Origin of the sequence: Streptomyces cynarae (genome assembly GCF_025642135.1) — a bacterium.
Lineage (GTDB): Bacteria > Actinomycetota > Actinomycetes > Streptomycetales > Streptomycetaceae > Streptomyces > Streptomyces cynarae.
Genome location: NZ_CP106793.1, coordinates 6,878,600 through 6,903,644, shown reverse-complemented (window position 1 = coordinate 6,903,644; position 25,045 = coordinate 6,878,600). Strand labels below are relative to the sequence as shown.

23 protein-coding genes and 2 pseudogenes are annotated in these 25,045 nt (G+C 71.6%); 14 read left to right on the top strand and 11 right to left on the bottom strand.

Annotated features, from left to right (window positions below; translation table 11 throughout):
* Window positions 1–4: 4 nt before the first annotated feature.
* Together N8I84_RS31310 and N8I84_RS31305 are read right to left on the bottom strand one after the other, a co-directional pair.
* Complete coding sequence (locus tag N8I84_RS31310; protein ID WP_263232768.1) at window positions 5–1,627, bottom strand: AMP-binding protein; 1,623 nt, start codon at window positions 1,625–1,627, stop codon at window positions 5–7.
* On the bottom strand, window positions 1,624–3,303 hold the full coding sequence (locus N8I84_RS31305; protein ID WP_263232767.1) for an AMP-binding protein: 1,680 nt from the start codon (window positions 3,301–3,303) through the stop codon (window positions 1,624–1,626). Before N8I84_RS31305 ends, N8I84_RS31310 begins: the two co-directional genes overlap by 4 nt.
* A 102-nt stretch (window positions 3,304–3,405) precedes the next feature.
* On the opposite strand from N8I84_RS31305, the gene N8I84_RS31300 reads away from it, so the two are divergent.
* From N8I84_RS31300 to N8I84_RS31285, 4 genes and pseudogenes are all read left to right on the top strand, one after another.
* Window positions 3,406–4,242, top strand: coding sequence for a helix-turn-helix transcriptional regulator (locus tag N8I84_RS31300; protein WP_263232766.1), 837 nt, complete (start codon window positions 3,406–3,408; stop codon window positions 4,240–4,242).
* 92 nt (window positions 4,243–4,334) lie between these two features.
* Window positions 4,335–7,215 (top strand): annotated as a pseudogene (locus N8I84_RS31295) (AAA family ATPase).
* 274 nt (window positions 7,216–7,489) lie between these two features.
* Window positions 7,490–7,573, top strand: a pseudogene (locus N8I84_RS31290) (trypsin-like serine protease); the annotation flags it as partial.
* A 199-nt stretch (window positions 7,574–7,772) separates the two neighbouring features.
* Entirely contained in the window at window positions 7,773–8,420 is a 648-nt protein-coding gene (locus N8I84_RS31285) for a LysE family translocator (RefSeq protein ID WP_263232765.1), read from the top strand.
* Window positions 8,421–8,451: 31 nt separating this feature from the next.
* Here the strand turns inward: N8I84_RS31285 and N8I84_RS31280 are convergent, their stop codons facing one another.
* Entirely contained in the window at window positions 8,452–9,594 is a 1,143-nt protein-coding gene (locus N8I84_RS31280; protein WP_263232764.1) for a winged helix DNA-binding domain-containing protein, read from the bottom strand.
* A gap of 124 nt (window positions 9,595–9,718) precedes the next feature.
* A complete protein-coding gene (locus N8I84_RS31275; RefSeq protein WP_263232763.1) occupies window positions 9,719–10,006 on the bottom strand; it encodes a hypothetical protein in 288 nt (95 codons plus the stop codon).
* A 176-nt stretch (window positions 10,007–10,182) separates the two neighbouring features.
* Here N8I84_RS31275 and N8I84_RS31270 point away from each other — a divergent pair, with 176 nt between their 5' ends.
* On the top strand, window positions 10,183–10,581 hold the full coding sequence (locus tag N8I84_RS31270; protein ID WP_263232762.1) for a hypothetical protein: 399 nt from the start codon (window positions 10,183–10,185) through the stop codon (window positions 10,579–10,581).
* Window positions 10,582–10,583: 2 nt separating this feature from the next.
* Window positions 10,584–11,987 carry a DUF2079 domain-containing protein gene (locus tag N8I84_RS31265; RefSeq protein ID WP_263232761.1) on the top strand — a complete coding sequence of 468 codons (1,404 nt, stop codon included), beginning with the start codon at window positions 10,584–10,586 and terminating at the stop codon, window positions 11,985–11,987.
* Between the two features lie 332 nt (window positions 11,988–12,319).
* Here N8I84_RS31265 and N8I84_RS31260 read toward each other — a convergent pair whose 3' ends face one another.
* Entirely contained in the window at window positions 12,320–13,039 is a 720-nt protein-coding gene (locus N8I84_RS31260; RefSeq protein WP_263232760.1) for a DUF4352 domain-containing protein, read from the bottom strand.
* Window positions 13,040–13,700: 661 nt separating this feature from the next.
* Here N8I84_RS31260 and N8I84_RS31255 point away from each other — a divergent pair.
* Window positions 13,701–14,348 (top strand): class I SAM-dependent methyltransferase, encoded by a 648-nt coding sequence (locus tag N8I84_RS31255; RefSeq protein WP_263232759.1) that lies wholly within the window; start codon window positions 13,701–13,703, stop codon window positions 14,346–14,348.
* Between the two features lie 66 nt (window positions 14,349–14,414).
* Here N8I84_RS31255 and phoU read toward each other — a convergent pair whose 3' ends face one another.
* On the bottom strand, window positions 14,415–15,089 hold the full coding sequence (gene phoU, locus N8I84_RS31250) for a phosphate signaling complex protein PhoU (protein WP_263232758.1): 675 nt from the start codon (window positions 15,087–15,089) through the stop codon (window positions 14,415–14,417).
* Between the two features lie 189 nt (window positions 15,090–15,278).
* Between phoU and N8I84_RS31245 the strand changes: the two genes are divergently transcribed.
* From N8I84_RS31245 to N8I84_RS31235, 3 genes are all read left to right on the top strand, one after another.
* Window positions 15,279–15,794 carry an NUDIX hydrolase gene (locus N8I84_RS31245; RefSeq protein ID WP_263232757.1) on the top strand — a complete coding sequence of 172 codons (516 nt, stop codon included), beginning with the start codon at window positions 15,279–15,281 and terminating at the stop codon, window positions 15,792–15,794.
* Window positions 15,795–15,902: 108 nt separating this feature from the next.
* Entirely contained in the window at window positions 15,903–16,196 is a 294-nt protein-coding gene (locus N8I84_RS31240) for an ATP-binding protein (RefSeq protein WP_263232756.1), read from the top strand.
* 297 nt (window positions 16,197–16,493) lie between these two features.
* Window positions 16,494–18,053, top strand: coding sequence for an aromatic amino acid ammonia-lyase (locus tag N8I84_RS31235; RefSeq protein ID WP_263232755.1), 1,560 nt, complete (start codon window positions 16,494–16,496; stop codon window positions 18,051–18,053).
* A gap of 79 nt (window positions 18,054–18,132) precedes the next feature.
* Here the strand turns inward: N8I84_RS31235 and N8I84_RS31230 are convergent, their stop codons facing one another.
* Window positions 18,133–18,927 (bottom strand): SDR family NAD(P)-dependent oxidoreductase, encoded by a 795-nt coding sequence (locus tag N8I84_RS31230; protein WP_263232754.1) that lies wholly within the window; start codon window positions 18,925–18,927, stop codon window positions 18,133–18,135.
* 73 nt (window positions 18,928–19,000) lie between these two features.
* Here N8I84_RS31230 and N8I84_RS31225 point away from each other — a divergent pair, with 73 nt between their 5' ends.
* Window positions 19,001–19,456 (top strand): MarR family winged helix-turn-helix transcriptional regulator, encoded by a 456-nt coding sequence (locus N8I84_RS31225; RefSeq protein WP_263232753.1) that lies wholly within the window; start codon window positions 19,001–19,003, stop codon window positions 19,454–19,456.
* A gap of 166 nt (window positions 19,457–19,622) precedes the next feature.
* A complete protein-coding gene (locus tag N8I84_RS31220; RefSeq protein WP_263232752.1) occupies window positions 19,623–20,324 on the top strand; it encodes a class I SAM-dependent methyltransferase in 702 nt (233 codons plus the stop codon).
* 145 nt (window positions 20,325–20,469) lie between these two features.
* On the opposite strand, the gene N8I84_RS31215 is transcribed toward N8I84_RS31220, so the two are convergent.
* Both N8I84_RS31215 and N8I84_RS31210 read right to left on the bottom strand, forming a co-directional pair.
* Window positions 20,470–20,664, bottom strand: coding sequence for a hypothetical protein (locus N8I84_RS31215; protein WP_263232751.1), 195 nt, complete (start codon window positions 20,662–20,664; stop codon window positions 20,470–20,472).
* 154 nt (window positions 20,665–20,818) lie between these two features.
* Window positions 20,819–21,838, bottom strand: coding sequence for an aldo/keto reductase (locus N8I84_RS31210; protein WP_263232750.1), 1,020 nt, complete (start codon window positions 21,836–21,838; stop codon window positions 20,819–20,821).
* A 155-nt stretch (window positions 21,839–21,993) separates the two neighbouring features.
* Between N8I84_RS31210 and N8I84_RS31205 the strand changes: the two genes are divergently transcribed.
* On the top strand, window positions 21,994–22,590 hold the full coding sequence (locus N8I84_RS31205; protein ID WP_263232749.1) for a TetR/AcrR family transcriptional regulator: 597 nt from the start codon (window positions 21,994–21,996) through the stop codon (window positions 22,588–22,590).
* Window positions 22,591–22,601: 11 nt separating this feature from the next.
* Here the strand turns inward: N8I84_RS31205 and N8I84_RS31200 are convergent, their stop codons facing one another.
* Window positions 22,602–23,063 carry an ATP-binding protein gene (locus tag N8I84_RS31200; RefSeq protein ID WP_263232748.1) on the bottom strand — a complete coding sequence of 154 codons (462 nt, stop codon included), beginning with the start codon at window positions 23,061–23,063 and terminating at the stop codon, window positions 22,602–22,604.
* A gap of 343 nt (window positions 23,064–23,406) precedes the next feature.
* Here N8I84_RS31200 and N8I84_RS31195 point away from each other — a divergent pair, with 343 nt between their 5' ends.
* Window positions 23,407–24,546: a site-2 protease family protein gene (locus N8I84_RS31195; protein ID WP_263232747.1), complete on the top strand. Its 1,140-nt coding sequence runs from the start codon at window positions 23,407–23,409 to the stop codon at window positions 24,544–24,546.
* A gap of 19 nt (window positions 24,547–24,565) precedes the next feature.
* Here the strand turns inward: N8I84_RS31195 and N8I84_RS31190 are convergent, their stop codons facing one another.
* Window positions 24,566–24,979 (bottom strand): ATP-binding protein, encoded by a 414-nt coding sequence (locus N8I84_RS31190; RefSeq protein WP_263232746.1) that lies wholly within the window; start codon window positions 24,977–24,979, stop codon window positions 24,566–24,568.
* Window positions 24,980–25,045 lie beyond the last annotated feature (66 nt).

The window sequence follows — 25,045 nt, the reverse complement described above, 5'->3', positions numbered from 1 at the left end:
TCTCCTAAACCGGTTCCGCGAACCTCTCCCGCAGCTCGATCTTGCGGACCTTCCCCGAGACCGTCATCGGGAAGGCGTCCAGGGTCTGCAGCCGGCTCGGGATCTTGTAGTGGGCGAGCTGTCCCTCACAGAAGGCCCGCAGCTCCTCGAGGGTCGGCGGGTCGGCCGGGTCGCGCGGGATCACGCAGGCCAGGACCTCCTCGCCGTACCGCTCGTGCGGGACCCCGACCACCTGCACGTCGGCGATCTTCGGATGCGCGTACAGGAACTCCTCGATCTCGCGCGGGTAGATGTTCTCGCCCCCGCGGATGATCATGTCCTTGATGCGGCCGACGATCTCGACGTACCCGTCCTCCCGCATCAGCGCGAGGTCGCCGGTGTGCATCCAGCGGCCGGTGTCGACGGCCTCCGCGGTCTTCTCGGGCTCGTTCCAGTAGCCGAGCATCACGCTGTAGCCGCGGGTGCACAGCTCCCCCGCCGCGCCGCGCGGCAGGGTCACCCCGGTCGCCGGATCGACGATCTTGACCTCGATGTGCGGGAGGACCCGCCCCACGGTGCCCGTGCGGTGCTCCAGGTCGTCGTCCATCCGGGTCTGCAGCGAGACCGGGGAGGTCTCCGTCATGCCGTAGCAGATGGACACCTGCTCCATGTGCATCTCGCCGACCACCCGCTTCATCACCTCGACCGGACACGGCGAGCCCGCCATGATGCCGGTCCTGAGGGACGACAGGTCGTAGTCCGCGAAGCCGGGCAGGTTCAGCTCGGCGATGAACATCGTCGGCACGCCGTACAGGGAGGTGCAGCGCTCCTGCTGGACGGCCTCCAGGGTGGCCCGGGGGTCGAAGGACGGCGCCGGGATGACGATGCAGGCCCCGTGGGAGGTGGCGCCCAGGTTGCCCATCACCATGCCGAAGCAGTGGTAGAACGGCACCGGCAGACACACCCGGTCCTGCTCCGTGTAGCCGATCGTACGGCCCACCCAGTAGCCGTTGTTGAGGATGTTGTGGTGGGAGAGGGTGGCGCCCTTCGGGAAGCCGGTGGTGCCCGACGTGTACTGGATGTTGACCGGGTCGTCGCAGCTCAACTCGCCCGCGAGGGACGCCAGTCGGTCCTGCGGGACCGACGCCGCGCCCGCCGTGAACGCGTCCCAGGTGGGGTCGGCGATGTAGACGGTCTCGCGCAACTCCGGGCAGCCGCCGCGCACTTGGTCGACCAGGGACCGGTAGTCGCTCGTCTTGTGGGCGAGGGAGGCGACCAGGAGCGAGATCCCGGCCTGCTTCAGCACGTACTGAAGCTCATGGGCGCGGTAGGCGGGGTTGATGTTCACCATGATCGCGCCGATCCGCGCGGTGGCGTACTGCACCAGCACCCACTCGGGGCAGTTGACCGCCCAGATCCCGACCCGGTCGCCCTTGCGCACGCCCTTGGCGAGCAGCCCGAGCGCCACCTCGTCGACCGCGGCGCCGAACTCGGTGTAGGTCCAGCGCCGTCCGGACTCCACGTCGACCAGGGCCTCTCGCTCGGGGTACGCGGCGATCGCGCGGTCGAGGTTGGCGCCGATGGTGTCGCCGAGGAGCGGCGTCGTGCTGGTCCCGTGCGTGTACGACAGCTCCGTCGGTTCCGTCACCGGAAGTCCTCCTCGCGGTACTCGTTCTGCGAGCCGGCGGCCGTGGCCTCGCGCAGCTCGATCCGGCGGATCTTGCCGGAGACGGTCTTGGGCAGGTCCCCGAACTCCAGGCGGCGGATGCGCTTGTAGGGGGCCAGCACCTCGCGGGAGTGCTCGAAGAGGACCTTCGCGGTGTCCGGGCCGGGCTCCCAGCCCGCGGCGAGCACCACGTACGCCTTCGGGACGGCGAGGCGCAGTTCGTCCGGCGCCGGTACGACGGCCGCCTCGGCCACCGCCTCGTGCTCCAGGAGCGCGCTCTCCAGCTCGAACGGGGAGATCTTGTAATCGGAGGCCTTGAAGACGTCGTCGGCCCGCCCGACGTAGGTGATGTAGCCGTCCGCGTCCCGGGAGCCGATGTCGCCGGTGCGGTAGTAGCCGCCCGCCATGGCCTCGGCCGTACGGTCGGGGTCGCCGTGGTAGCCGGTCATCACGCCGACCGGCCGTACGGACAGGTCGAGCGCGATCTCGCCCTCGTCCGCGCCCGGCGCGCCGCTCACCGGATCCAGCAGCTCCACGCGGAAGCCGGGGCTCGGCCGCCCCATGGAGCCCGTCTTCAACGGCTGGCCGGGGCTGTTGGAGACCTGCACGGCCGTCTCGGTCTGCCCGAAGCCGTCCCGGATGGTCACCCCCCAGGCCCTGCGCACCTGCTCGATCACCTCGGGGTTCAGCGGCTCCCCGGCGGCGACCGCCTCGCGCGGCGGGGTGGCGAGCTGGGTGAGGTCGGCCTGGATCAGCATGCGCCACACGGTCGGCGGCGCACAGAACGTCGTCACGCCCGCGCGGTCCATCTCCGCCATCAGTCGGGGCGCGTCGAAGCGTGTGTAGTTGTGGATGAACACGGTGGCCTCCGCGTTCCACGGGGCGAACAGGTTGGACCAGGCGTGCTTGGCCCAGCCCGGTGAGGAGATGTTCAGGTGGACGTCCCCGGGCCTGAGGCCGATCCAGTACATCGTCGCCAGATGACCGATCGGGTACGACACATGGGTGTGCTCGACCAGTTTGGGCCGGGCGGTGGTGCCCGAGGTGAAGTAGAGCATCAGCGGGTCGTCGGCGTGGGTGGGACCGTCCGGCTCGAAGTCCGTGTCGGCCGCGTACGCGTCCTCGTAGGCCCGCCAGCCCTCCGGCGCGCCGCCGACCGCGATCCGGCTGTAGTCGCCGGGCACCTCGGCGAACTTGCCCGTGTCCTCGGCCCGCACGATCACATGCCGGACCCTTCCTCGGTCGACACGGTCGCGCAGGTCCGCGGGGCCGAGCAGCGGGGTGGCCGGAATGACGACCGCACGCAGCTTCATCGCCGCCAGCGCGGTCTCCCACAGCTCGGTCTGGTTGCCCAGCATGACCAGGATGCGGTCCTCCGCGCGCACGCCCCGCTCCCGGAGCCAGCCGGCGACCCGGTTCGAGCGCTCGGACATCTCGGCGAAGGTGAGGCGTTCCTCGGAGCCGTCCTCCTCCACGATGTGCAGTGCGGTGCGGTCGTTGCCGTCCGCGATGACGTCGAACCAGTCGAGCGCCCAGTTGAAGCACGCCGGCCGCGGCCAGCGGAAGCCCTCGTACGCCGTCGCGTAGTCCTCCCGGTGCGCCAGCAGGAAGTCCCGCGCGGTCCGGAACGCGTCCGTCGCGTCGGTGTTCGCCGTCATGTGTCCTCCTCATTGCCGGACAGCCGTCTCACATCGTGTAATCGGTGACGCAGGTCTCACCACCCCCGAACGGGGGGTGCGCCGCGACGGAGGGGCGAGCACGTGGCAGTTGACGCAGCCGAAACGGTTCAGGTGCGGAGCGCGCTGGTGCGGCTGCGGCGGGTCACGGGGCTGCCGGTCGCCTTCGGCGGACTGGTGGAGTCCGGGCGGCCGCAGATACGCATCAGCGAACTGAGCGGCACCGCGACGACGGCGCTCAGCTCGCTCGCCGTCGTCTCCGGCAGTGGCCTGGGCGGCAAGGTGACGGCGCTGGCCCGGCCGTGCGCGGTGACCGACTACTCGGCGTCCCGGCAGATCAGCCACGAGTACGACGCGGCGGTGGCGACGGAGGGCCTGAGGTCCGTCCTCGCGGTGCCGGTCGTCGTACGGCGCCGGGTGCGCGGGGTGCTCTACGGCGCCCTGCGGACGGCGCAGCCGCTGGGCGACCGCACGCTGAGCGCGGCGGTGGAGGCGGCACGGGACGTGGAGCAGGCGCTGGTCGCCCGGGACGAGGCGCGCAGCCTGCTGACGGCGGTGCGGGAGCCCTCCGGCCCGGCCGGGGCGGCCTGGGAGCAGGTGCGGGAGGCGCACGGCGCGCTGCGGGCGCTCGCCCAGCGGGTGGAGGACGTGGCGCTGCGGGCGGAGCTCCTCGATGTGTGCGGGCGGCTGGCCGGGGCGGCCTCCCCGGGACCGGCGGCGGGGAACGTGGGTCTGTCCCCGCGGGAGGTGGACGTCCTGGCGTGTGTGGCGGTCGGCTCGACCAACGCGGCGGCCGCCGAGCGGCTGGGGCTGCGCCCGGAGACAGTGAAGGGGTACCTGCGCTCGGCGATGCGGAAGCTCGGCGCGCACAGCAGATGGGAGGCGGTGGTGGCGGCGCGGCGGGCCGGGTTGCTCCCGTAGACCTGTAGTTTCCGATTCATTAGGTACTCCGATGAAATTCCCTCGAGTCACCGCTTGTTGTTTCCCTCACCATGCCGTCGTCGGAATTTTCAATGACGGGACGCCTAATATTGGCCAGGACACGACACCCGGAGGGGAGCGGCACCGTGCGACGGGACTTCAAGGAGCCTGCGAGACCCCACCATGACCTGGTCATCGGCCGGGAGGAGCTGTGCACGGCGGCGCGCCGGCAGCTCGCCGACGGGGGAAGTGTGCTGCTGCACGGCCCCGCCGGAATAGGAAAGTCGACGGTCCTGCGGACGCTGGCCGCGGAATACGGCGAAACGGTGCGCACCGTGTTGCGCTGCTCGGCGACCGAGTCCGAATCCCACCTTCCCTTCCTGGCCCTAGCCGACCTGCTCGGGCTCGTCATGGACGAGGTCGCCGACCGGCTGCCCGCCCCCCAGCGCACCGCCCTGGAGTCCGCGCTCACCGGGCGCGGCGAGTCCACGATGCAGCGGGACGGACTCGCGCTGCGGCTCGCCGTGCTCTCCACCCTCCGTGCGCTGGCCGCCCGCGGTCCCGTGCTGATCGTCGCCGACGACCTTCAGTGGCTGGATCCGGCCAGCACCGAACTCCTCGGCTTCGCCGCGCGGCGCCTCGGCGGCACTCCGGTGCAGATGCTCTGCGCGGTGCGCACCCATGCCGAGCAGGGCCAGGAGTACGACCGCTATCTGGGCGCGTCCCCGCCGGACACCCTCGCCCTCCAGGTGGGCCCGCTCTCGCGCGCCCGGATCGCCACGCTCCTCGACCACCGCGGCTACACGGGACTGCCCCGCTCCACCGTGCGGGAGATCCACCGCACCAGCGGCGGCAACCCGCTGTTCGCTCTGGAGCTCGGCCGCGCCCTCGCCGAGAGCCCGACTCCGCCGAGGCCCGGTGAGCCGCTGCCCGTGCCGACCTCGCTCAGGACCCTGGTGCTCAACCGGCTGGAGGCACTGTCCGACGAGGCCCGCCGCACCCTGCTCGTGGCGAGCGCGGGAGCCCGCCCCACACTGGCACTGCTGCGCGCGGCCGGCCGGGACAACGCGGAGGCGGAGACCGCGCAGGCCGCCGCGCTCGGGCTGCTGGTGACGGAGCGGGACGCACCGGGCGTGCGGTTCGCGCATCCGCTGATATCGGCCGCGCTGTACGCGCAGGCGAGCGCCCAGGAGCGGCGCGCCGTGCACGCGGCGCTGTCGACGGCGGCCTCCGACCCGATCGAGCGGGCCCGGCACCTGGCGCTGGCGACCACCGGCACGGATCCGCGGGCGCGCGCAGCGGCTCGCCGAGGCCGCGTCCGCCGCCCGGGACCGGGGCGCGCCCTCGGTGGCGGCGGGGCTCGGGCTGCTCGCCGCCCGGCACACCCCTGCGGACGCGGTGCCGGGCCCGGACGAGCGGCGGTTGCAGGCCGCCGAGGACGCGCTGACCGCCGGGGAGACCGACCTCGCCCGGGACATCGCCCGCGAGGTGCTGGCCCACGCGACGGAACCGGCGGACAGGGTGCGGGCCTGGATGGTGGTGATCGACGCCGCCGGGCACGCGATGGCCGAGGTCGACGCGGTCTTCCCGCAGGCGCTGGCGGACGCGGGCGACGACCCCCGGCTGCTCACCCTGGTGCACTACCAGCTGGCCTGGCGGGCACTGCTGGTGGAGGGCGACTTCGCCCGGGCCCGACAGGAGGGCGCCCTCGCCGCGGAGCTGGCGGCGCGGGCCGGTGACCGGCGCAACGAGCTGCTGGCCCTCGCCTTCCAGGCGCAGGCCGAGACCCTGATGGGGCACCCGGACGCACCGCGCACCATCAAGCGGGCGATGAGGGAACCGCAGGACGCGCGGGTGGCGTGCGACCACAACGGTGTCGGGGCCGTGCGGTTCCGCTGGCTGATCATGAGCGACCAGCTCTCGGAGGCGCGCAAGACGGTCAGCGCGCTGCTGCGCGAGGTGCGGCGGCGCGGCGTGGTCGAGGCCGAGGTCCACTTCCTGCGCGGCCTCGCCGAGACCGAACTGCGGGCCGGACACTGCGGGCGGGCCCTCGACCTCGCGCGGGAGAGCCTCAGGCTGGCGCGGGACACGGGGATCGGGGAGGCCGCCAGCGCCATGCTCACCTCACTGGCGGAGGCGGCGGGCGGCGAGGCGGAGCGGGCCCTGACACTGGCCCAGGAGGCCGTGTCCCGGGCCGAGGAGGACGGCGACGTGATCTACCTGTCGCGGGCGCTGGCCGCGCTGGGGCACGCCCAGCTGGTCGCCGGGGACGCGGCGGGGAGCGTTCGGTCCCTGCGCCGGGTGAGGGAGCTGGAGGAGGGGCTCGGGGTCACCGATCCGGCTCGGGGCCGCTGGCACGGCGACCTCGCGGAGGCGCTCGTACGCGTCGGGGAGCCGGCCGAGGCGCAGGACGTCATCGACGCCGCCCGCGCCCACGCGCTCAGGCTCCGGCGGGAGAGCGTGCTCGCGGTGCTGGACCGGGCGGAGGCCCTGGTCAGGGCCGCACGTGGTGAAGTGGACGCGGCAGAACGTCAGTTGACGGCGGCGCGGGACCAGCTCGCGAGGCTCGGCTACGGCCTCGAGGAGGCCCGGGCGGCATACGCGCTGGCGGGGCTGCGCGCCGGGCGGTCGGGACCGGCGTCCTACGACGAGGCGACCCGTCTCTTCCGCCGCTGCCGGGCGATGCCGTGGCTGCGCCTGGTGGAGACGGCCACGGTCACGGATCCGGCGAGGTCGGAGCCTCATCCGACGGGTCCGGCGCCGGTCGCTGCGGCCGCCCTCGACAGCCTGGCCGCGACGGAACGGCAGGTCGCCGCGCTGGTCATGGAGGGCGCGACGAACCGGGAGATCGCGGCCCGGCTGTTCATCAGCGTCAAGACCGTGGAGGCCACGCTGACCCGGGTCTACCGCAAGCTGGGCATCCGGTCACGGGTGGACATCGTGCGTCTGGCGGCCGGGCACCGCGCGAGCTGAACCAGCGCACACGGCACGCCCCTTGGCCGGTTCACGCGCGTGGACCGAGGGTTTTCCCTGCCCAACTCGCCTAGGGCGTTCCCTCATTGGGAGCGGACCGCTCCGGCTTCTAGCGTAAAGGCGTGCCGCTCGCCGGGCACACCGGGGCCGGTCCCCACTCGCGCGACCCCCCACCGGCAACCCCACGAGGAGACCCATGTCCGGGCCGAAACGCGTCAGAAAGGCCGCCGCTGCCGCCCTGGCGACCGCTGCCGCCGCCACGGGCACGCTCACTTCCTCCGGCGACATGGACACCTGCCAGGGCGACAGCGGCGGTCCCCCGCTCACCGGGGGCGTCCTGGCAGGGATCACTTCCTGGGCGACGGCCGTGCGGAGCGTGTGGTGACCGCGCAGGTCGACACGTGAGTCCCAGAAGGCTCCTGGGGTGACACCCCAGGTAGATACCAGGGGGCGTTGCGGGCCTCCACGAGCGGCCCGCAACGCCCCCTTTCCACGTCACTTCCATGGCCCGGCACTCCCCCGCCTGTTTGAATGGGCGACGGATGGGAGGGTCGCTCATGGTGTCCACAGACCGCTTTCTGGCGTTCGCCGCGATGTCCCTGCTGGTGATCGTGATCCCCGGTCCCAGTGTGCTGTTCGTGATCGGCAGGGCGCTCGCGCACGGCCGCCGCACCGCCGTGGCGACCGCGCTCGGCAACGTCTTCGGCTCCTACCTGCTGGTGGTGGCGGTCGCGGTCGGCATCGGCTCGCTGGTCGAGCGGTCGGTCGCCCTCTACATGGCGGTGAAGCTGGCGGGGGCGGCGTACCTGGTCCTCCTGGGCGTGCAGGCGTTCCGGCACCGGAAGGAGTTGAGGGCGTCGGCGATCAGGGCCGTGCCGACGGGCCCGGCGCGCGGCGATCTCCGTACGGTCCTGGACGGCGTCCTGGTGGGCGCGACCAACCCCAAGGGGGTGGTGTTCTTCGCCGCGGTACTCCCCCAGTTCGTGAACCACTCGGCGGGTCGTGTGCCGTTGCAGATGCTGCTGCTGGGCCTGGTCCCGATCGCGATCGGCCTGGTCACGGACACCTTGTGGGGGCTGACGGCGTCCGCTGCCCGCACCTGGTTCGCCCGATCCGACCGCCGCTTGTCGCTGATCGGCGGCGCGGGCGGGTGCACGATGATCGGGCTGGGGCTGACGGTGGCGGTGACCGGGCGGGCGGATTGAGGAGCCGGGGGACCGCGTCGCGGACCGGGCGTCAGGGGCGTGGGGGGACGACGGTACCGAACCGGATGTCGTACGCCGTGCCCTCGTGCATCGTCTTCAGCATCCGCGCCCCCTCCTCGGCCACCTCGTCCCGCTCGGCCCCGGTCAGCCCGCGGAACGGCTCGATGACGAGCGCGTCGTCCTCCAGCTTCCACACGCCCGCGAGGAAGCCGTCGACGAGCAGGGGGCGGTAGGCCTGGTTGCCCACCGCGTTGCGGCCCTTGAGGGCGCCGGGCACGACGCGGGAGCGGTCGGCGTGGGAGAGGAGCAGGTTGTCGTACTCGGGCAGGAAGCGCGGCGGGGCCGGGGTGTCCGGGTCGGGGCGGGGGGCGTCGGGCAGGTCGAAGAGTTCGACGCCGTGCTCGTCGCGGAAGGTCACGAGCCGTGGGCGCAGCCGCTCGAAGGCCTCCCGCAGCCTCGTGAGGCCCGCCCAGGTCTGCATGTCCTTCACCGAGGCCGGACCGAAGGCGGCGAGGTAGCGCAGGACGACGGAGTCGGGCGCCGGGGCGGACTCGGCGGGGCGCCCGAGCCAGTGCTCGGCGGTGGTGAGCGCGACCTGGCCGCTCAGCCCCCACAGACCGCGTGGGGTGACCTGTACGAGGGGCAGCCGGCAGCGGGCGGCGAGTGCGAGGGCCTGCGGGTCGGCGTCCGGCCACTCGGCGAGCAGCGCGTCCCGCAGTTGGGCCATGGTGCGCGGTCCGGCCTCCATAAGGTCGCCGGCGAGGGCGGCGAGCCGGTCGAGGTCGACGCCTGCGAGACCCTTGCGGAAGGCGGTGAGTTCCCGGTCGCGTGCGGGCTGGACGAACGGCCGCAGGGTGAGGCAGTCGTCGGCGGTGTGCGTGTGGATGGTGGACCGCAGGGTGACGATTCGGACGACCTCGCGGTCGGCCATGAGCCGCGACAGGTGCTCGGGCGCGAAGCCCTCCAGCCGTGCCGCGAGCGCGTAGTACGGCGGCTTGACGTTCTGCGCCTGGAGGCCGACCAGGTGCGCGACGGCCGCCTTCGCGGGCAGCGGCGAGCGGCGGAGCAGCAGCTGACGGGCGAGGGTGGCGCGGTTGAGGGCGCGGTGCGGGAGGACGGGAGCGGTGGCTGTGGACCGGTCGGCCCTCCGTGCGGCGGGGCTCGTCTTCGTCATGCCAGGACGGTAGCGGGGCTTGCGGACACCCGCTGTCCGCAACGGCCGAGCGGCGCCCCGCCGGGATTCCGACGGGGCCGGTCCCTGCCGCTGGTGGCGGACACCCCGGCGCGTCGATCCGCTTCTACGGCGCTCCACCTCCTTGCTTCTTCGCATCCTCGATGGCCTTGAGGTAGTCGTCCGGCGACAGTTTCGCGCACTGGGGCAGGCCGTCGTCCGCGGTGTCGTTCTTCGCGGCGACGATCGCCTTGGTGCACGTGGCGATCCGCTCCGCGCGGGCGGCGTCGTCGGCCGCTCCGGCTGTCGCGGAGGGGCTCGGCGCCGAGGATTCGTCGCTGCCGGAGCCCATGGCGGAGCATCCGGTCAGCATGAGCACGGCTGCGGCGAGCAGGGAGATGGTGTGGCGGCGCATGGGTCTCCTTGGAGGCCGAGTGGTGGCCGAAATCATGCACCCGAACGCGCACTTTGAGTGATCTTCGAGTGACGCTGTGTCCGTGTTGTGATCTGCGGCTGCGGCTCTCCGTCGTTGCAGGAGCGGTCGACGGTGGATCTGATGCCGTGCTTCGTCCGTGGTGACAGGATCGATGCATGGACACCGAGACGGACTGGGTGTACCGGGTGTTCGAGCCGCACGGCTCGGAGGGGTGGCGCCCCTACGGCAGAGACCCCGAACGGTGGCGGGGCATGATCACCACCGATGACATGAGCGAGGGACCTCGATACGCCGTCTCTCTCGTCGTCGCCGACCTGATGACCGAGTGGCAGGCCCTCGGCCTCCCTCGGGCGAGGCACGTACGGGTCTTCCTCTGGCGCGACGAAGAGGGCGACGAAGCGGACGCGGACATCATCGTGGAGGTCCGGCCGAGCATCCACGCGTTACCGACGAGCGACCGCGCCCGGTGGTGCGGGGGCGGTGCAAGGGTGCCGGTGCGAAGTGAAGTCATAGGAGTCCAGTTGAGCTGTGGGGGCAGAGTGGTGATGCTGTAGCGGTGCCCGCCATATCCGACAGCCCCTCAGCCGTCCACCACGTCACGCCCGTCCACCGGATACGGGCGGGCGATCCGGCGCTGTGGACCATCGTCACCGCGGTGTTCGCCCTGTACACGACGTTGTCCGTGGCCCGATACCTGACCGGCAGCCCGGCCTCCTGGGACCTGGGCATCTTCACCGAGGCCGTGGCCCACTACGCCAAGGGCGACGCGCCGATGGTGGCGATCAAGGACATGGACCAGCGGGGCGACCATTACTCGCCCGTCCTCATGGTCCTCGCGCCGTTCTTCCGCTTGTTCCCGTCCGCGGTGACGCTGCTTGTTGCCCAAGCCGCGCTGGCCGCCGCTTCCGTGGTGCCGGTATACCGGGCGGCCGAGCAGCTGCTGACGCGGAACGAAGCCCGGCTGATCGCCGCGACCTACGGCCTGTCGTGGGGCCTTGCCAACATGGTGTGGTACGACTTCCACGAGATCGCCTTCGCCGTGCCGCTCCTGGCCTGCTCGATGTCCGCCCTGGCCCGCGGCTTTCCGTGGGCGGCCTTCTGGTGGGCCGTCCCTCTGGTATGGGTCAAAGAGGACCAGGGCTGGACGCTCGCCACGATCGGCCTGATCCTGGCGCTGTTCTGCCGGCAGAGGCTCGCAGGAGGGCTGCTCGCCGCGTGGGGAGTCGGCTGGGCCCTGCTCGCCACCTACGTCCTCATACCGGCGATGAACCCGAGCGGCACCTACCCGTACTGGAAGGACAGCCCTCACCATCTTGGTGTCCTGGCGACCAGCTGGGAGGCGAAGGGCCCGCTGCTCGCGCTGCTCCTACTGCCTACGGCCGGTCTTGCCCTGCGTTCGCCGCTGGCGCTCGCCGCCGTGCCCGCTGTGGCCCTGCGGCTCGTCTCCTCCAACCACGCCTACTGGGGCACCAGCTGGCATTACAGCGCGACCGCCATGCCGATCCTGTTCGTCGCGGCCATCGACGGTCTCCACCGTTTGCGTGCCCGGCCGTCGTGGGCGCGGCGCAGCTTGTCGCCCTGGCTTGGCGCGCACGGACCGGCGCTGATGGTGGCCGTGGCCGCCGCCATGGTGTTCCAGTCGCCCCTGCATGAGCTGTGGCAGCCGGGCACCTACCGCACTCCCCGGCACATCGAAGCGGCGGCGCAGGCTGAGCGGATGATCCCGTCGGGACAGACAGTGGCCGCGACCATGGGCCAACTGGCCTCGCTGGGCGCCCGGAACGACGTGTGCTGGAACCGATGCCCGGCAGCACCCCAGTGGATCCTTCTGGACCAGGCGCAGGGCACCTGGTGGCAGTGGCAGGTGGAGCCCTCCGCGGTGACCGGCAACTATCGGCACGCCACGTACCGGACGGTGTTCCACGCGGACCAGGTCTGGCTGCTCAAGAGGGTTCGTTGACGCCGGCGGCTGCGGCCGGCAGACGACCCGGACACGCTGTAGTGGCCCGCCACTTCCCCCACACCGGCACCGGACTCTGTGGTGGCCGCCCGCACCGGCAACCCGTCATCGAGGGCGCTCCGCGCCCGCCGGGAACACGAACTCGACCGGCAGCGCGAGCAGCGGTCGCAGTCCCTCCGTGACCTGTGCGCGCGTCACGCGGTCTCGCAGCCGGTCGTTGACCACCAGGCCCCGGCCGAAGTCGACCAGCGTGGCGCCCGAGATCGAATTCAGGAGGCACCTCGGAAGGCCCGGCCGCTCACGCGAACGGCCGGGCCATACTCAACGCCGAGTCAGGGCAGCTTCCACTCCCCGGTCTGATCCGCGAATCCCGAGTCCATCGTGAACTGCACTGTCGCCGCCTTCGAGCCCTTCGGCACCTCGAACACGATCCAACCCAGCGCCTTGGCGCCCGGCTTGAGCTTCACGTCGGCGGACATGGACGGCCCGGCGGTGATGTCCGCGAACGTCGACTGGAACTGCTGCCCCTGCGTGTCAGCGACCTGCGCACCGTTTGAGGGACTGTCGCTGTACACAGCCGTGCCCGTGTTGACGAGCCGGAACTGCACGCCCACGTACCGCTTTCCGGCGTCGGGGGTCATGAACTCGTCGCTGGACTTGGCAGGGTCAGCGACCTTGACGACGGTGACATCCAGCCGGCTGCCGTCCTCCATGCCCTTCACCGTGATCGTGTCGCCGACCTCGGCAACGTCAGGCTTCTTCGCGGCCGGCTCCTCCGTGGCCTTCTTCTGACTGCCGCCCGCGCCCGCACCAGTGGAGGCCTTCGCCTGCGGTTTGTCCGTGACCGTGCTGCCGCCGCCGCTGCCGACGACCGCGCTGACGATGCCGATGACGATGACGACGGCGACGACGCCGAGACAGCCGAAGCCGATCACCTTGCCCGCGTTGGACTTCTTCGGCGGCTGCGGCTGGAACGGCGGCGGGGCGCCGTAGCCCGGCTGCTGCGGGCCGCTCCAGCCCGGCTGCTGCTGCGGATACTGCTGTTGGCTCATGATCCCCCCAGGGTTTCGTGGTGTACGTGTGATGGACACGTAAAGGAACCGTATGGTTGCACGGTTCACGTAAATAGGTGGAGGGGATGAAGCAACCCACGCTGCCGAACCTGCGTCCGCTCCCGCGCAGTACGTCCGCTCCCCTTACGCGAGCCTGCGTCCCCCGGCCGGCACGGCCGCCGGCTCCTCCAGTCAAAGAACCGCATTCCGCAGCTGCGCCCGCCAGACAGCTACCTCAGCGTGCGCCGATCAAGAGGTGCTCCATTCGGTGGCATTTCGGTTACGTGCGGCGTGGTGGCGCGTTGGTGCTGCATGAGCAGAAGTCGCAGGTTGCGGGATCTGTCAGGGGCGCCGGCATTCGACCAGTTGAGGGCCGAGCTGGCTCGTGCTGCTGACTCGGTCGCCGGGGCACGGCCGCCTCGGCGGAAGGCGATCGACAAATCGCTTCGCCCGGCGAGTGCGGAACCGGACGAGGACGTCGGCGAGACGGCGCCGCCCGGCTCGAGCTGAGGTCACTCGCCCGCCCTCTCGAGCGGCCGGCGGCGGCCTGCGTGCAGTGCGAGGGACCACCTGTGCCGCCCGGGGATAACCGGGGCCGTGATCGCGGGATCAGCCACAAACGCCCGACCCGCACCTGCGGAGGGCCGTAGGCTGCACTCGCATGAAGCATCTTGGCAGCCAGATCGAGTACTGGGACGGCGTCGGCGCCACGAAGACGTTCACCCACCCGGTGAACCTCGACTGGCTGGAGCAGGTGAACCAGAACGCTCGGATCTTGGACTATGGCTGCGGGTACGGCCGGGTCATGGCTGAACTGAGCGAGCACGGCTTCCGCGATGTGTCCGGTGTGGACGTGTCACCCGCGCTGATCGCGCGAGGTCGCCGGCTGAGGCCCGACCTCCGCTTCGCTGTCCTGGAAACCCCGCCTGTCGTGTCGTGTGCATCGGGGAGTTTCGACGTCGTCCTGTTGTTCGCGGTGCTGACGTGCGTCCCTGACGACGGCGCCCAGCGCGAGCTCGTCAGCGAGCTCATGCGCGTGCTGGCGCCCGGCGGGCTGCTCTACATCAGCGACGTGGTTCTCCAGGACGACGAACGAAACCGGGACCGCTATGCCACCTACGGGGAGAGGTTCGGCGCTCCGTACGGGGTGTTCGCCACTGACGATGGCGCGGTGTTCCGACACCACGACAGCGCCGAGCTGCACGCCGTGCTGTCCGGGTTCGACCTGGTGGACGAGCGCCGGATCGACGTCGTCACGATGAACGGCCACCGGTCGCAGGCAGTGCAGCTTCTGGCCCGTAAACCGTGAAGCCTCACAGCCATCCGTTCAACAATCGACTGCGCGAAACCGCGCCCCAGCGATCGAAGCAAACGGTCACATGCCCCTGGGGCCGTCGGTGGGCAGGTCATCCGCACGCTCGCCCGTGACCAGGTAGACCACACGCCGGGCCACCGACACCGCATGGTCGGCGAACCGCTCGTAGTAACGGCCGACCAGTGCGACGTCCACGGCCGTCTCCACCCCGTGGTGCCACCGGTCGTCCATCAGGTGCTGGAAGATCGCGCGGTGGAGCTCGTCCATGCGGTCGTCGTCCTGCTCCAGCTGGAGTGCCGCCTTGACGTCCTGGGTGAGGATCACTTCGGCCGCCTGCGCCATCATTCGCTGCGCGAGCCGGCCCATCTCCAGGATCGTGCGGCGCAGATCGTGGGGGACGGCCCGTTCGGGATAGCGCATCCGGGCCAGCTTGGCCACATGCTGGGCCAGGTCTCCGGAGCGTTCCAGGTCCGCGCTTATACGCAGCGACGTGACCACCGTCCGCAGGTCAGTCGCGACCGGCTGCTGCCGCGCCAGCACCGTGATCGCCCGGTTCTCCAGGTCGCGCTGCAGGTCATCGACCTGCTCGTCGGCTGAGATCACGCTCTCGGCAAGCTGCAGATCGGCGTCCAGGAGCGCGGTGGTGGCCAGACCGATGGCCGAGCCGACCAGGTTCGCCATCTCCACCAGCCCGTCGTTGATCGAAGCCAGCTCCGCTTGATACGCCTCGCGCATCGCGACCTCACCCTCCAATCGTGTGTCCGCCGGCCTTCGCCCCACTGTCAGACTCGCACACACGCAGTGCTTGACGGCTCAGGCGGCCGAGGTGCTCATCACTCGGGACGCCGGGACGCCGCTGCCACTGCAACTGAAGAAGGCGCCCGGCGTGGTCGGCCCGCTCTTCTGTGTGGAACGCTCTTCGCCATGGGAGAGCTGGTGGAACGGGTGGACGAGCGGGATGAGGTACTGGCGGTGGTGGATCGAGGTGCGGCCATCCGCCACGGATGGCTGCACAGGGTTGCCACCACCGTTTGCCGCGACCCCGACGGCCGGCTGCTCGTCCACCGGCGTCCGGACCATGCGTCCCGCTTCCCCGGCCGGTACAACTGGCTGGTCGGTGGAGCTGTGGGCGTAGGCGAGTCCTACCCGGCGGCCGCATCCCGCGAACTGGCCGAGGAACTCGGCGTCCACGCCCCTGCACGGTTCGTGTTCAAGTACCTGTGCCACGGCGCGATCAGCCCGTACTGGCTCGGCCTGCACGAAGCAGCCCTCAACGACCCGATCACCCCGGACCCCTCGGAGATCGCCTGGCACACCTGGCTGACACCGGCCGAATTGCGCGCCGCGATGGGCGACAAGCCATTCGTCCCCGACGCCCGGGATGCATTCGACCGCTACCAAGCGTCGAGGCCGTCCTCCGCACACATTCAAGGCGGGTGAAGCCGGCGACAATGACCTGGTGCAGGATCGCGGCCCGCGCCAGGTCCGCCGGCAGGACGGGATCCGCCGCCACGGCGGTGACGGTGTCCCCTGTCATGGGCTCGCCGTATGCCACTGGTCGGGCGCACGCGGGAATGTGCGCTCATTGACGCCGTACTGACGGATGTCCGGGCCGGGCGCAGCAGAACGCTGGTGGTCAGGGGAGCCGTGGGTACCGGCAAGACGGCATTGCTCTCGTACGCGGCTCAGGCGGCAGCGGGAGGGCTGCCGTGGGGCGGTGTGGACGAGCTGCTCGTCGAGGGGCCGGCTCCCGACGCGGCCCGCGAACTGCTGGTCTCCGTGGTCGACGGGCCCGTCGCCGAGGAAGGTGCGGGATCGGCTCGTGGCCGAGACCGGGGGTAATCCGCTCGCCCTGCTGCACGTCAGGGACTCTCTCAGCGCCCGTCAGCTCGCCGGGCGGGAGCCGCTGCCCGACGCACTGCCCGATCCGTTACGAGGAGGCCCGCGCGGGAGTGCGGTGGTCTCTTTCCGGCGGGCGCCCTCAGAGCCGCCGTCGGCGGTCCGGTGCCTTGCCGGGCTGCATAACGTCATGCAGAGTTCTCGATATGTGAATGGCTTGTCGACAGGTCGGCGTCAATTCGAAGTGCCGACTGGCCGATGGCCGAGATCGAGCGTCCAGTTCAAGGGGGTTTGGACTTCATGTCGTCTCGTATGGTGGACGCACCCGCTTTCGTGCGCTCCGGATCGGTGGTCCTCGACGGAGTCGGCCTCGAGGTCGAGGACGTCGTGCGTCTGGCCGACGGGGCTGCGCGGCCGGTCCCCGACGCCGAGGCGATGAAGCGTGTGACCGAGTCCTGGGACGCCGCCCGGCAGATCGCGGCGACCGGGCGCGTCTACGGCCGCTCCACCGGTGTCGGTGCCAACCGGAACGAGGACGTGCCCACCGAGGACGCCGCCGGACACGGCCTGCGCCTGCTGCGCAGCCACGCCGGCGCCATCGGCGAGGAGCTTCCGGCCCGCCAGGTGCGCGCCATGCTGGCCATACGCGCCAATCAGCTGTTGGCCGCAGGCGCCGGCCTGAGGCCCGGCGTGATCAACGCACTGTGCGAGGCGCTGGAGGCCGGAGTGCACCCGGTCGTCAACGAGTTCGGCTCGGTGGGAACGGGCGACATAGCCGCACTGGCACAGGTGGGCCTCGCACTGGCCGGGGAACGGCCTTGGCGGGGGGCGGGAACGGCCGGCGCGCCCGGGGCGGGTTCGTCGACTGGGACCGCCGTGGCCCGCGCCCCCGAGCCGCAACCCCTCGACAACAACGACGCGCTCGCGCTCATCAGCAGCAACGCTCTCACCCTCGGCCAGGCCGCCCTGGCCCTGCACGAACTGCGCGGGCTCATCGGTGCCACCCAGGTCGTCGCCGCGCTGTCACTGCTCGCGGTCGACGGGTCGCACGAGCCCTACGCCGCCCCCGTGCACGCGGCCCGCCCGCACCGGGGCAGCGCCGAGGTCGCCCGGCGGATGCGGGAGTTGATCGGCGCTGCGGAACGGCCGTCCCCGCCGCTCGGCCGGATCCAGGACCCGTACGGCTTCCGCTGCCTGCCCCAGGTCCACGGCCCCGCGCAGGACGCGGCGGCCGCGCTGGAACAGGTCCTCGCCGTCGAGATCAACGCGGCCGCCGAGAACCCGCTCATCTCTCCCGAGGACATGGCCGCCTACCACCACGGCGGCTTCTACCTGACCCAACTCGCCCTGGCGCTGGACCACTTCCGGCTGGCGGTCACCCAGGTGGCCCGCCTGTCCACGTCCCGCCTGTCCACCCTCAACGAGCCCGCCTACACCCGCCTGCGCCCTTTCCTCGCCGACCACGAGCCCGCCTCGTCCGGAGTGATGATCCTCGAGTACGCCGCCGGGGCCGCCCTCGGTGACGTGCGGGCCTTCTCGGCACCGGCCTCGCTCGGGCACGCGGTGCTCTCCCGGGGCGTCGAGGAACAGGCCAGCTTCGCCTCGCTCGCCGCACGTCAGACCCTGCGGTCGTGTGGCGCGTACCGTCTCGTCGTCGGCTGCGAACTCGTCGCCGCCGTACGCGCGTTGCGGCTGCGCGGCCTCAGGCCCAACCCGGATCTTCCGGTGGGGCGGGCCCTGGCGCTCGCCGAGTCGGTGCTCGACGAGGACCCGGCCGACCGGCCGCTCACGGACGACGTGACGGCGGCGGCCGCGCTGCTCGACCGCTTCACGGAAATCTGGACGCGAAGCACGTCATGAGCGGCACCTCCATGCGCGCCCCTGAAATACCTCGGGAGGTCGTTGGCAGGGGCGGGTCAGCCCCCGCTCGCCCCAAGCGTCAGTGAGCGTTCGGCCCGCTGTAGCGGGTGGCGGGTGTGGGACGGTTGCCGCCCCTCAGCAGGGCGGTCTCGGCGGCAAGGAGGGCGTCGAGGGCGGCAGCCTGGTCCTCGAGACCCGGAATGCAGATCGTCTCCCCCGACCGCAGTCCGGCCAGGCTGGCCTGCGCCACACCTTCCGCGGTCATGGCGAAGGGGACGTTGTGCCCGTATCCGTCGCTGAACTCCGTGGCCACCACGCCCGGACAGACGACCTGGGTTCGGATGCCGGTGTCGGCGAGCTCGTGGGACAGGGTCCGGGTGAACGCGACGGTGGCCGCCTTCGCAGCCGCGTACAGGGTGCGGCTCGGTATGTGCGGGTCGGTCTGCCCGGCGCTGAAGGCGAGCAGTGAGGCGACGGTGATGAGAGCGCCCTCGCCGGCGGCCAGCATGCCGGGCAGGGCGGCGCGGACGAGTCGGATCGGCACGACGCCGTTGAGGGTGAGCAGGCGGTCGATCTCAGTCGGGTCGACGTCGGCGAGCGGTGCATAGCCGCCGACTCCCGCGTTGCTGATCAGCAGCCGGACGTCATCGGCGGCCAGGCGCTCGGTCACCGCGGCCAGGCCGTCGGGCGTCCCCAGATCCGCGGGGAGCACCTCCACGGTGGCGTCGGCCGCGCGGAGTTCGTCCGCCAGCTCGGACAGGCGGTCGGCCCTGCGGGCCGTCAGGACGAAGTCGCAGTCGGCGGCGAGCAGGCGGGCGTAGGCGGCGCCGATGCCGGAGGAGGCGCCGGTGATGAGGGCAAGAGTGCGGGACATGACCTCATGGTGATTCAAGCGCCTGGCTGATGTCAAACGTTTGATAGTTGCCCAGTGCCGTATTCTCCTCGGTGTGAGTGGGGACGACGAGGGACCGGTCGCCGCCGACGCGCTGGACCGGGTGACCTGGGCGCTGCGGCGGGCGGAGTTGGCCGTGCAGGCCCTCAAGGAGCAGCGGCTGCGGTCGCTGGGCATGGCAGCGGCGCACTACTCCCTGCTGATCTCCGTCCATGCCGAGCCGGGGCTGACCGGAGCGGAGCTGGCCCGCCGCCTGAACGTCACCCCGCAGGCGGTGGCCTCCCTGGTGGCCCGCCTGGAGGACCGGGGCCGGCTGGAACGCCGACCGCACCCCCGCCACCGCCATGTGCAGGAACTCCACCTCACCGACGCCGGGCGCGACGCCCTCCGCGCGGCCGATGCCGTAATCGCGGAGATCGAACAGCAGATCACCGAGAAGCTGGGCCCCGAGGACACCGACCGGCTGACAGTGCTCCTCGGCCAGGCGGCCGACGCGGTCCGGGAATCCTGACCCCCGGCGCCTGCGGCGGCCCGCCGCACGCGGAGGCAGCCGTCACCGCACCGGACCGTCGACTGCCACGCGTCGCGGCGGAATCGGGGCAGACCCTGAGCAATCCGAGGGCAAGCGGCTAGGCTGCGAAGCCGGAGCATCGGCGCCGGGCGGAGGGGCTGGTTCGATGTGTGCACGCTGGACGCGGGTCCGCGAGGTACGCCGTCGGCTCGCACACGAGGGGCCCGCGTGGACGCGGGACCGCGAGGCGGACTTCGAGACGGTCACGGTGCCCGAACGCGAGTGCGACCAGCTGCGCGACCTGCTGATCTCCGAGGGCGCGCAGACGGTTGTCGAGATCGGCCTCGCGTACGCCAGTTCCGCGCTCGCGATCGGTGAGGCGCTGGTCACTGTGAATCCGCCGCACCCCCGGCACATCATCATCGACCCGTTCCAGGAACGTGACTGGTCCAACGCCGGCTGGGATCTGCTGCGCTCTGCCGGGCTGGATTCGATCGCCTCGCTCATGCTCGCCCCTTCATCGATCGCACTCCCGCAACTCCTCACCGAGGGGCTCCGCGCCGACGCGGCGTTCGTGGACGGCAGTCACCGGTTCCACGAAGTCTTCGTCGATCTCTACTTCCTCCGAAAGATCGTTCGCCCCGGCGGGCTGATCGTGATCGACGACGACTGGGCGCCGTCCGTGCGAACCGCCGTGCGCTACTACGAGCGGAACCTGGGGTGGACGGTGATTCCGGACGCCTTCCCCGGCGAAGCCGTGACGACGGCCGGCGCCGCCTCCCCGTCCGAGCCGAGGACTCGCTGCAAGGCACTCCGGTTGCCCGATCCCTCGTTCGAACCGCCCTTCGAGGAGTTCCACGCGTTCTGAGGCACCCACTCACCCCCGAATCAGCGGACGGAATCCGGCATCTCCGCCTGAGCCGCACCGTCGCCGGTCGCTCTCCCTCCGCGAGGGCGACCGGCGACGCTCGGTGACCTCGACGGCCGAGTACGGCACTCAGTCGAAGACCGGCTCAGAGGCCCAGGTCGGCGGCCAGGCAGGAGAAGGACATCCACGACCCTTCGGGGTTGTAGGCGTCCCTCGCCGGGTCGTTCGACGTCGCCTGCTTCTCTTCGACCATGTCCTCGAAGCGAATGCGCTCCGGCAACTTGCCGAACCGTGCCTGACGTGCCGCAGCAGCACTGTCCACGGTGCTCTGGCTCTCCATGGCCAACCTCCGCTCAGTCGGTGGCTTCTCGCCTTGCGGATGTCAGACTCACATCCCGTCGCGTCACCTGTCAAGACGGTGACGCGATACGGTCTGCCTCAGCCTACAGCGAGGCTCGTCAGCCTTCTCGCCGGACGCCGGCGCCCTACGGCGGTCAACGGCGCCGCAGCGACGGGTCGAGGAGCGCGGGCGGTGTGTCGTGCTTCTCGTGCGGGGCCAGGTCGGTGCCTGGAGCGACGATCCCGTCGATCGCGTCGAGCACGTCGGCGGAGAGCACGGTGTCCGCCGCGGCGAGCTGCGCGTGCAGGTGGTCCGGCGTGCGGGGGCCGATGAGCGCGCTGGTCACCGCGGGGTGCGCGGTCACGAAGCCGAGCGCGAGCTGGATCATGGTCAGTCCCGCCTCGTTCGCGACATCGGCCAGCTGCTCGACGGCGTCGAGCCTGGCACGGTTGGCGGGGAGGGCGGTGTCGAAGCGTTCCGGCATGAACGCCGAGCGGTGGGTGTTGACCTCCCGGCCCGCCCGGACCGCACCCGACAGCCAGCCCGAGGCCAGCGGGCTCCACACGAGCACGCCGAGCCCGTACTCCTCGGCCACGGGCAGGACGTGGCTCTCGACGCCGCGCTGCAGGATCGAGTAGCTGGGCTGCTCGGTGACGTAACGGCTCAGGCGGTTCTCCCGGGCGGCCCACTGCGCCTGCACGATGCGGTATGCGGGGAAGGTGGAGGAGCCGAAGTGGCGGATCTTTCCCGCACGCTGCAGATCGGTCAGGGCCGACAGCGTCTCCTCGTCGCTGGTGTTCGGGTCCCACCGGTGGATCTGGTAGAGGTCGACGTGGTCGACACCGAGGCGGCGCAGACTGTCGTCCAGCGCGGTGACCAGCCAGCGGCGCGAAGCGCCCCGGTGGTTGCGCTCGGCGCCCATGGGCATGGCGGCCTTCGTGGCCAGCACGATGTCGTCTCGGCGGCCGGCGACGGCCTTGCCGACCATCTCCTCCGACTCGCCGTCCCCGTAGATGTCGGCGGTGTCGATGACGTTGATCCCGGCCTCGAGGGCGGCGTCGACGATGGCGGTGGCCTCGTCCTGAGTGGTGCGCCCGATCCGGCCGAAGTTCATCGCGCCCAGCGCGAGGGAGCTGACCTGCACTCCGGTGCGGCCCAAGGTGCGGTACTGCATGGCTGTGGTCCTCCGTCGAGGGTGGGGCGGGGGCGGCAGGGCATGACTTGGTGCCGGGCCCCCGCTCTGACATCATGAGCAAGTGGAACCTCGTTCCGGAACGATACGGAACATCGTTCCGCTTTTGCAAGGGTGGTTGTGGAGGGAGCGGCGTGGTGAGCGACGGCGACGAGGGCGCAGGGCGGACGCGGACCGACCCGCCCAAGCGGAAGGACGCCCGGCGCAACAAGGAGGCGCTGCTCGACGCGGCCGCCGCGGTGTTCGTCCGGTCAGGCGTGGATGCGCCGGTACGCGACATCGCGGCCGAGGCCGGAGTCGGGCTCGGCACGATCTACCGCCACTTCCCGACCCGGGCGGACCTCATCATCGCCGTCTACCGGCACCAGGTCGACGCCTGCGCCGACGCCGGTCCGGCCCTGCTGGCGAGCAGCGCGACGCCGTACGCGGCACTGAGGGAATGGATCAACCTCTTCGTCGACTTCCTGGTCACCAAGCACGGGCTGGCCGCCGTACTGCAGTCCGACAACGCCGGCTTCGACACGCTGCACGCCTACTTCCTCGACCGCCTCGTGCCCGTCTGCACCCGGCTGCTCGAAGCCGCGGCCGCCGCGGGCGAGATCGGTTCCGACATCGCGGGCTACGAACTCATGCGCGGCGTCGGCAACCTCTGCATCGGCGCGGACAACGACCTCCGCTACGACGCCCGCCGACTGGTCGAACTCCTCGTCGGAGGACTACGCCGGCCGCACTGAGCTCTGACCTCCTAGGGTCTGATCTCGAAGCCGCCACGCCCGTCGAAGCGCACCTCCCGGACCGCGTCGAACCCGTCCGCCGGGGACGGTCTGCGCAGCCGCTTCAGGGTCGCGAACACGCCGACGTCCGGGACGCGCGCACGGTCCTCTCGAGCAGCGTTGCGGCGGAGCGAGCCCGTGAGGTCCGGCGGGAACCAGTACGCCGTGACCATCGCGCCGTGGGCGTGGCCCGCTTCCACCAGCGGGCCCCACTCCTGCGGTGAGGGGTTGGTGTTGTCCACCGCCACCGGCCGCCCCGCCGCGAGGGCCTCCTGCACCTGCCGCATCTGCCGCCGCTGCTTGTTGCGGGCGCGCCGGGGGAACAGGTCCTTGCTGACCAGCACGTACCGACCGGACAGGTGCCGCGTGTAGAAGGTGGACTTCCCCGACGCCTGCAGCCCGACGAGCACCGCCATGTCCAGTCCTGTCCCCATACGGGCCACGATGACACGAGGCCGGCGGACGGGCGAAGTCCCGTGGGCTCGGCGTTCCCGCGGACCGGGCGGACGATGGAGAGTGCGGGGAGCCGTCCCCGCTGGAGAGCGTCGTGACGAGAGCGGCGCGCGCCCGGCGGCCGCCCAGGCGGGATCGCGGCCGACGGGCCGGCGGACGGGCGAAGCCCCGTGGGGCTCGGCGTTCCCGCGGACCGGGCGGACGATGGAGAGTGCGGGGAGCCGTCCCCGCTGGAGAGCGTCGTGACGAGAGCGGCGCGCGCCCGTCGGCCGCCCGGGCGGGATCGCGGCCGACGGGCCGGGCGCCGGGAAGGCGGGGCGTTCGGTGAAGGAGACACTGTCTCTCGGGCGCATCGCCGGCGTGCGCGTCGGCCTGCACTGGAGTGTCCTGGTCATCATCGTGCTGGTCGCCGTCGTCCTGGCCCGCGGGCGGCTTCCTGCGGCCCACCCCGGTCATCCGGCCTGGGCCTACTGGGTGGCAGCGCTGCTGACCTCACTGGTGTTCCTGGCGTCGCTGCTCGCACACGAACTCGCCCACGCGGTCGTCGCACGCCGCAACGGAGTGCAGGTCGAGGGCATCACGCTGTGGATGCTGGGCGGTGCCGCCCGGCTGCGCACCGAGGCGCCGACGCCCGGTGCGGAACTGCGCATCGCCGTGGTGGGGCCGCTGACCAGTCTGGTCGCGGGCGGGGTGTGCACCGGCCTGGCCGTGGGGCTCGACGCCCTGCACGTCTCGGGTCTCGTGGTGGAGGCCGTCGCCTGGCTCGCCGCCATCAACATCGTGCTGGCCGTGTTCAACGCCCTGCCGGCGGCACCGCTGGACGGCGGACGGCTGCTGCGGTCGTTCCTGTGGCACCGCACCGGTGACCGGGTGCGGGCGACCCGGGGCGCCTCGGCCGCGGGGCGCGCTCTGGGCTGGTTGCTGGTGGGCGGCGGGTTCGCGGCGGTGCTCTTCGCGGGGAACCTGTCGGGACTGTGGTCGGCGTTGATCGGCTGGTTCCTGATCAGCACGGCGACCGCGGAGGCCCGCCAGGCGGAGCTGCGCAGCGCCCTGCACGGTGTTCCGGTGAGCCGGGTGATGACCTGGGCCCCGGTCACCGTGCCCGCCGCGATGACCATCGCCCGGTTTCTCGCGGACGCGCCCTTCGACCGGTTCCGTCACTCCGCCTTCCCGGTCCTGGCGCCCGACGGAGGCGTGGCCGGGCTGGTCACCGCCGGCGCCGTCCGTGACGTCCCGCCGGACGCCCGGCCGACCACCACGATCGGCCAGGTGATGCGCCCGCTCTCGGACATCGAGACGGCCGCACCCGGCGACATGGTCGTGGATCTGCTGCCCCGCCTCCAGGAGAGCCGGGAGCGCAGGGCACTCGTGCTGGACGCCGGGCGCCTCGTCGGCATCGTCACGCTCGCCGACATCAGCCGTGTCGTGACCTGGCTGACCGGCGCACCCCGCCGGGAGGGTTGAGCCATCCGCGCGACCGGGGTCAGGCCGCGGTGGTCAGGTCGGCCCAGTGGATGGCGTGGCCCGTCTCGAGACGGTCGCCGTGGGCGGCGGCGACCCGGTCGACGATGTCCAGGCCCCGTCCACGCTCCTCGTCGCCGCAACTGGCCGCCCACTCCCCTTCCGTGGCGGCGGGCCCTCCGTCGGTGACCTCCACCCGGACCCGGCCGGTGCCGGCATCCCGGCTCAGCCGCAGGGTGAGCGGCGGCCGGGCGTGCTCCACTGCGTTGGTCACGAGTTCGGACACCACCAGCAGCACCGGATCGGCGATCTCCGGCGCCACCTTCCAGCCCGCCAGGGTCCGTTCGGCCATCTTCCGCGCTTCTCCGGCGGCCTCGGGACGGTGGGCCAGCATCCAGGTGCGAGGGAGACCGCGGGTGTCGACGAAGGTCTCCATGCCGATCACACTCTCCTCACGGCGATCGGTTCCACAAGGAAGAACAAGGACTTCCCCGGCGCCATT

What these genes read in the sequence shown, in the direction of transcription:
- N8I84_RS31305 (WP_263232767.1), bottom strand. Translation starts at nt 3,303, where the DNA reads ATGACGGCGAACACCGACGCGACGGACGCGTTCCGGACCGCGCGGGAC.
- N8I84_RS31285 (WP_263232765.1), top strand. Translation starts at nt 7,773, where the DNA reads ATGGTGTCCACAGACCGCTTTCTGGCGTTCGCCGCGATGTCCCTGCTG.
- N8I84_RS31280 (WP_263232764.1), bottom strand. Translation starts at nt 9,594, where the DNA reads ATGACGAAGACGAGCCCCGCCGCACGGAGGGCCGACCGGTCCACAGCC.
- N8I84_RS31275 (WP_263232763.1), bottom strand. Translation starts at nt 10,006, where the DNA reads ATGCGCCGCCACACCATCTCCCTGCTCGCCGCAGCCGTGCTCATGCTG.
- N8I84_RS31270 (WP_263232762.1), top strand. Translation starts at nt 10,183, where the DNA reads ATGGACACCGAGACGGACTGGGTGTACCGGGTGTTCGAGCCGCACGGC.
- N8I84_RS31260 (WP_263232760.1), bottom strand. Translation starts at nt 13,039, where the DNA reads ATGAGCCAACAGCAGTATCCGCAGCAGCAGCCGGGCTGGAGCGGCCCG.
- N8I84_RS31255 (WP_263232759.1), top strand. Translation starts at nt 13,701, where the DNA reads ATGAAGCATCTTGGCAGCCAGATCGAGTACTGGGACGGCGTCGGCGCC.
- phoU (WP_263232758.1), bottom strand. Translation starts at nt 15,089, where the DNA reads ATGCGCGAGGCGTATCAAGCGGAGCTGGCTTCGATCAACGACGGGCTG.
- N8I84_RS31245 (WP_263232757.1), top strand. Translation starts at nt 15,279, where the DNA reads ATGGGAGAGCTGGTGGAACGGGTGGACGAGCGGGATGAGGTACTGGCG.
- N8I84_RS31240 (WP_263232756.1), top strand. Translation starts at nt 15,903, where the DNA reads ATGCCACTGGTCGGGCGCACGCGGGAATGTGCGCTCATTGACGCCGTA.
- N8I84_RS31235 (WP_263232755.1), top strand. Translation starts at nt 16,494, where the DNA reads ATGTCGTCTCGTATGGTGGACGCACCCGCTTTCGTGCGCTCCGGATCG.
- N8I84_RS31230 (WP_263232754.1), bottom strand. Translation starts at nt 18,927, where the DNA reads ATGTCCCGCACTCTTGCCCTCATCACCGGCGCCTCCTCCGGCATCGGC.
- N8I84_RS31220 (WP_263232752.1), top strand. Translation starts at nt 19,623, where the DNA reads ATGTGTGCACGCTGGACGCGGGTCCGCGAGGTACGCCGTCGGCTCGCA.
- N8I84_RS31215 (WP_263232751.1), bottom strand. Translation starts at nt 20,664, where the DNA reads ATGGAGAGCCAGAGCACCGTGGACAGTGCTGCTGCGGCACGTCAGGCA.
- N8I84_RS31210 (WP_263232750.1), bottom strand. Translation starts at nt 21,838, where the DNA reads ATGCAGTACCGCACCTTGGGCCGCACCGGAGTGCAGGTCAGCTCCCTC.
- N8I84_RS31200 (WP_263232748.1), bottom strand. Translation starts at nt 23,063, where the DNA reads ATGGGGACAGGACTGGACATGGCGGTGCTCGTCGGGCTGCAGGCGTCG.
- N8I84_RS31190 (WP_263232746.1), bottom strand. Translation starts at nt 24,979, where the DNA reads ATGGAGACCTTCGTCGACACCCGCGGTCTCCCTCGCACCTGGATGCTG.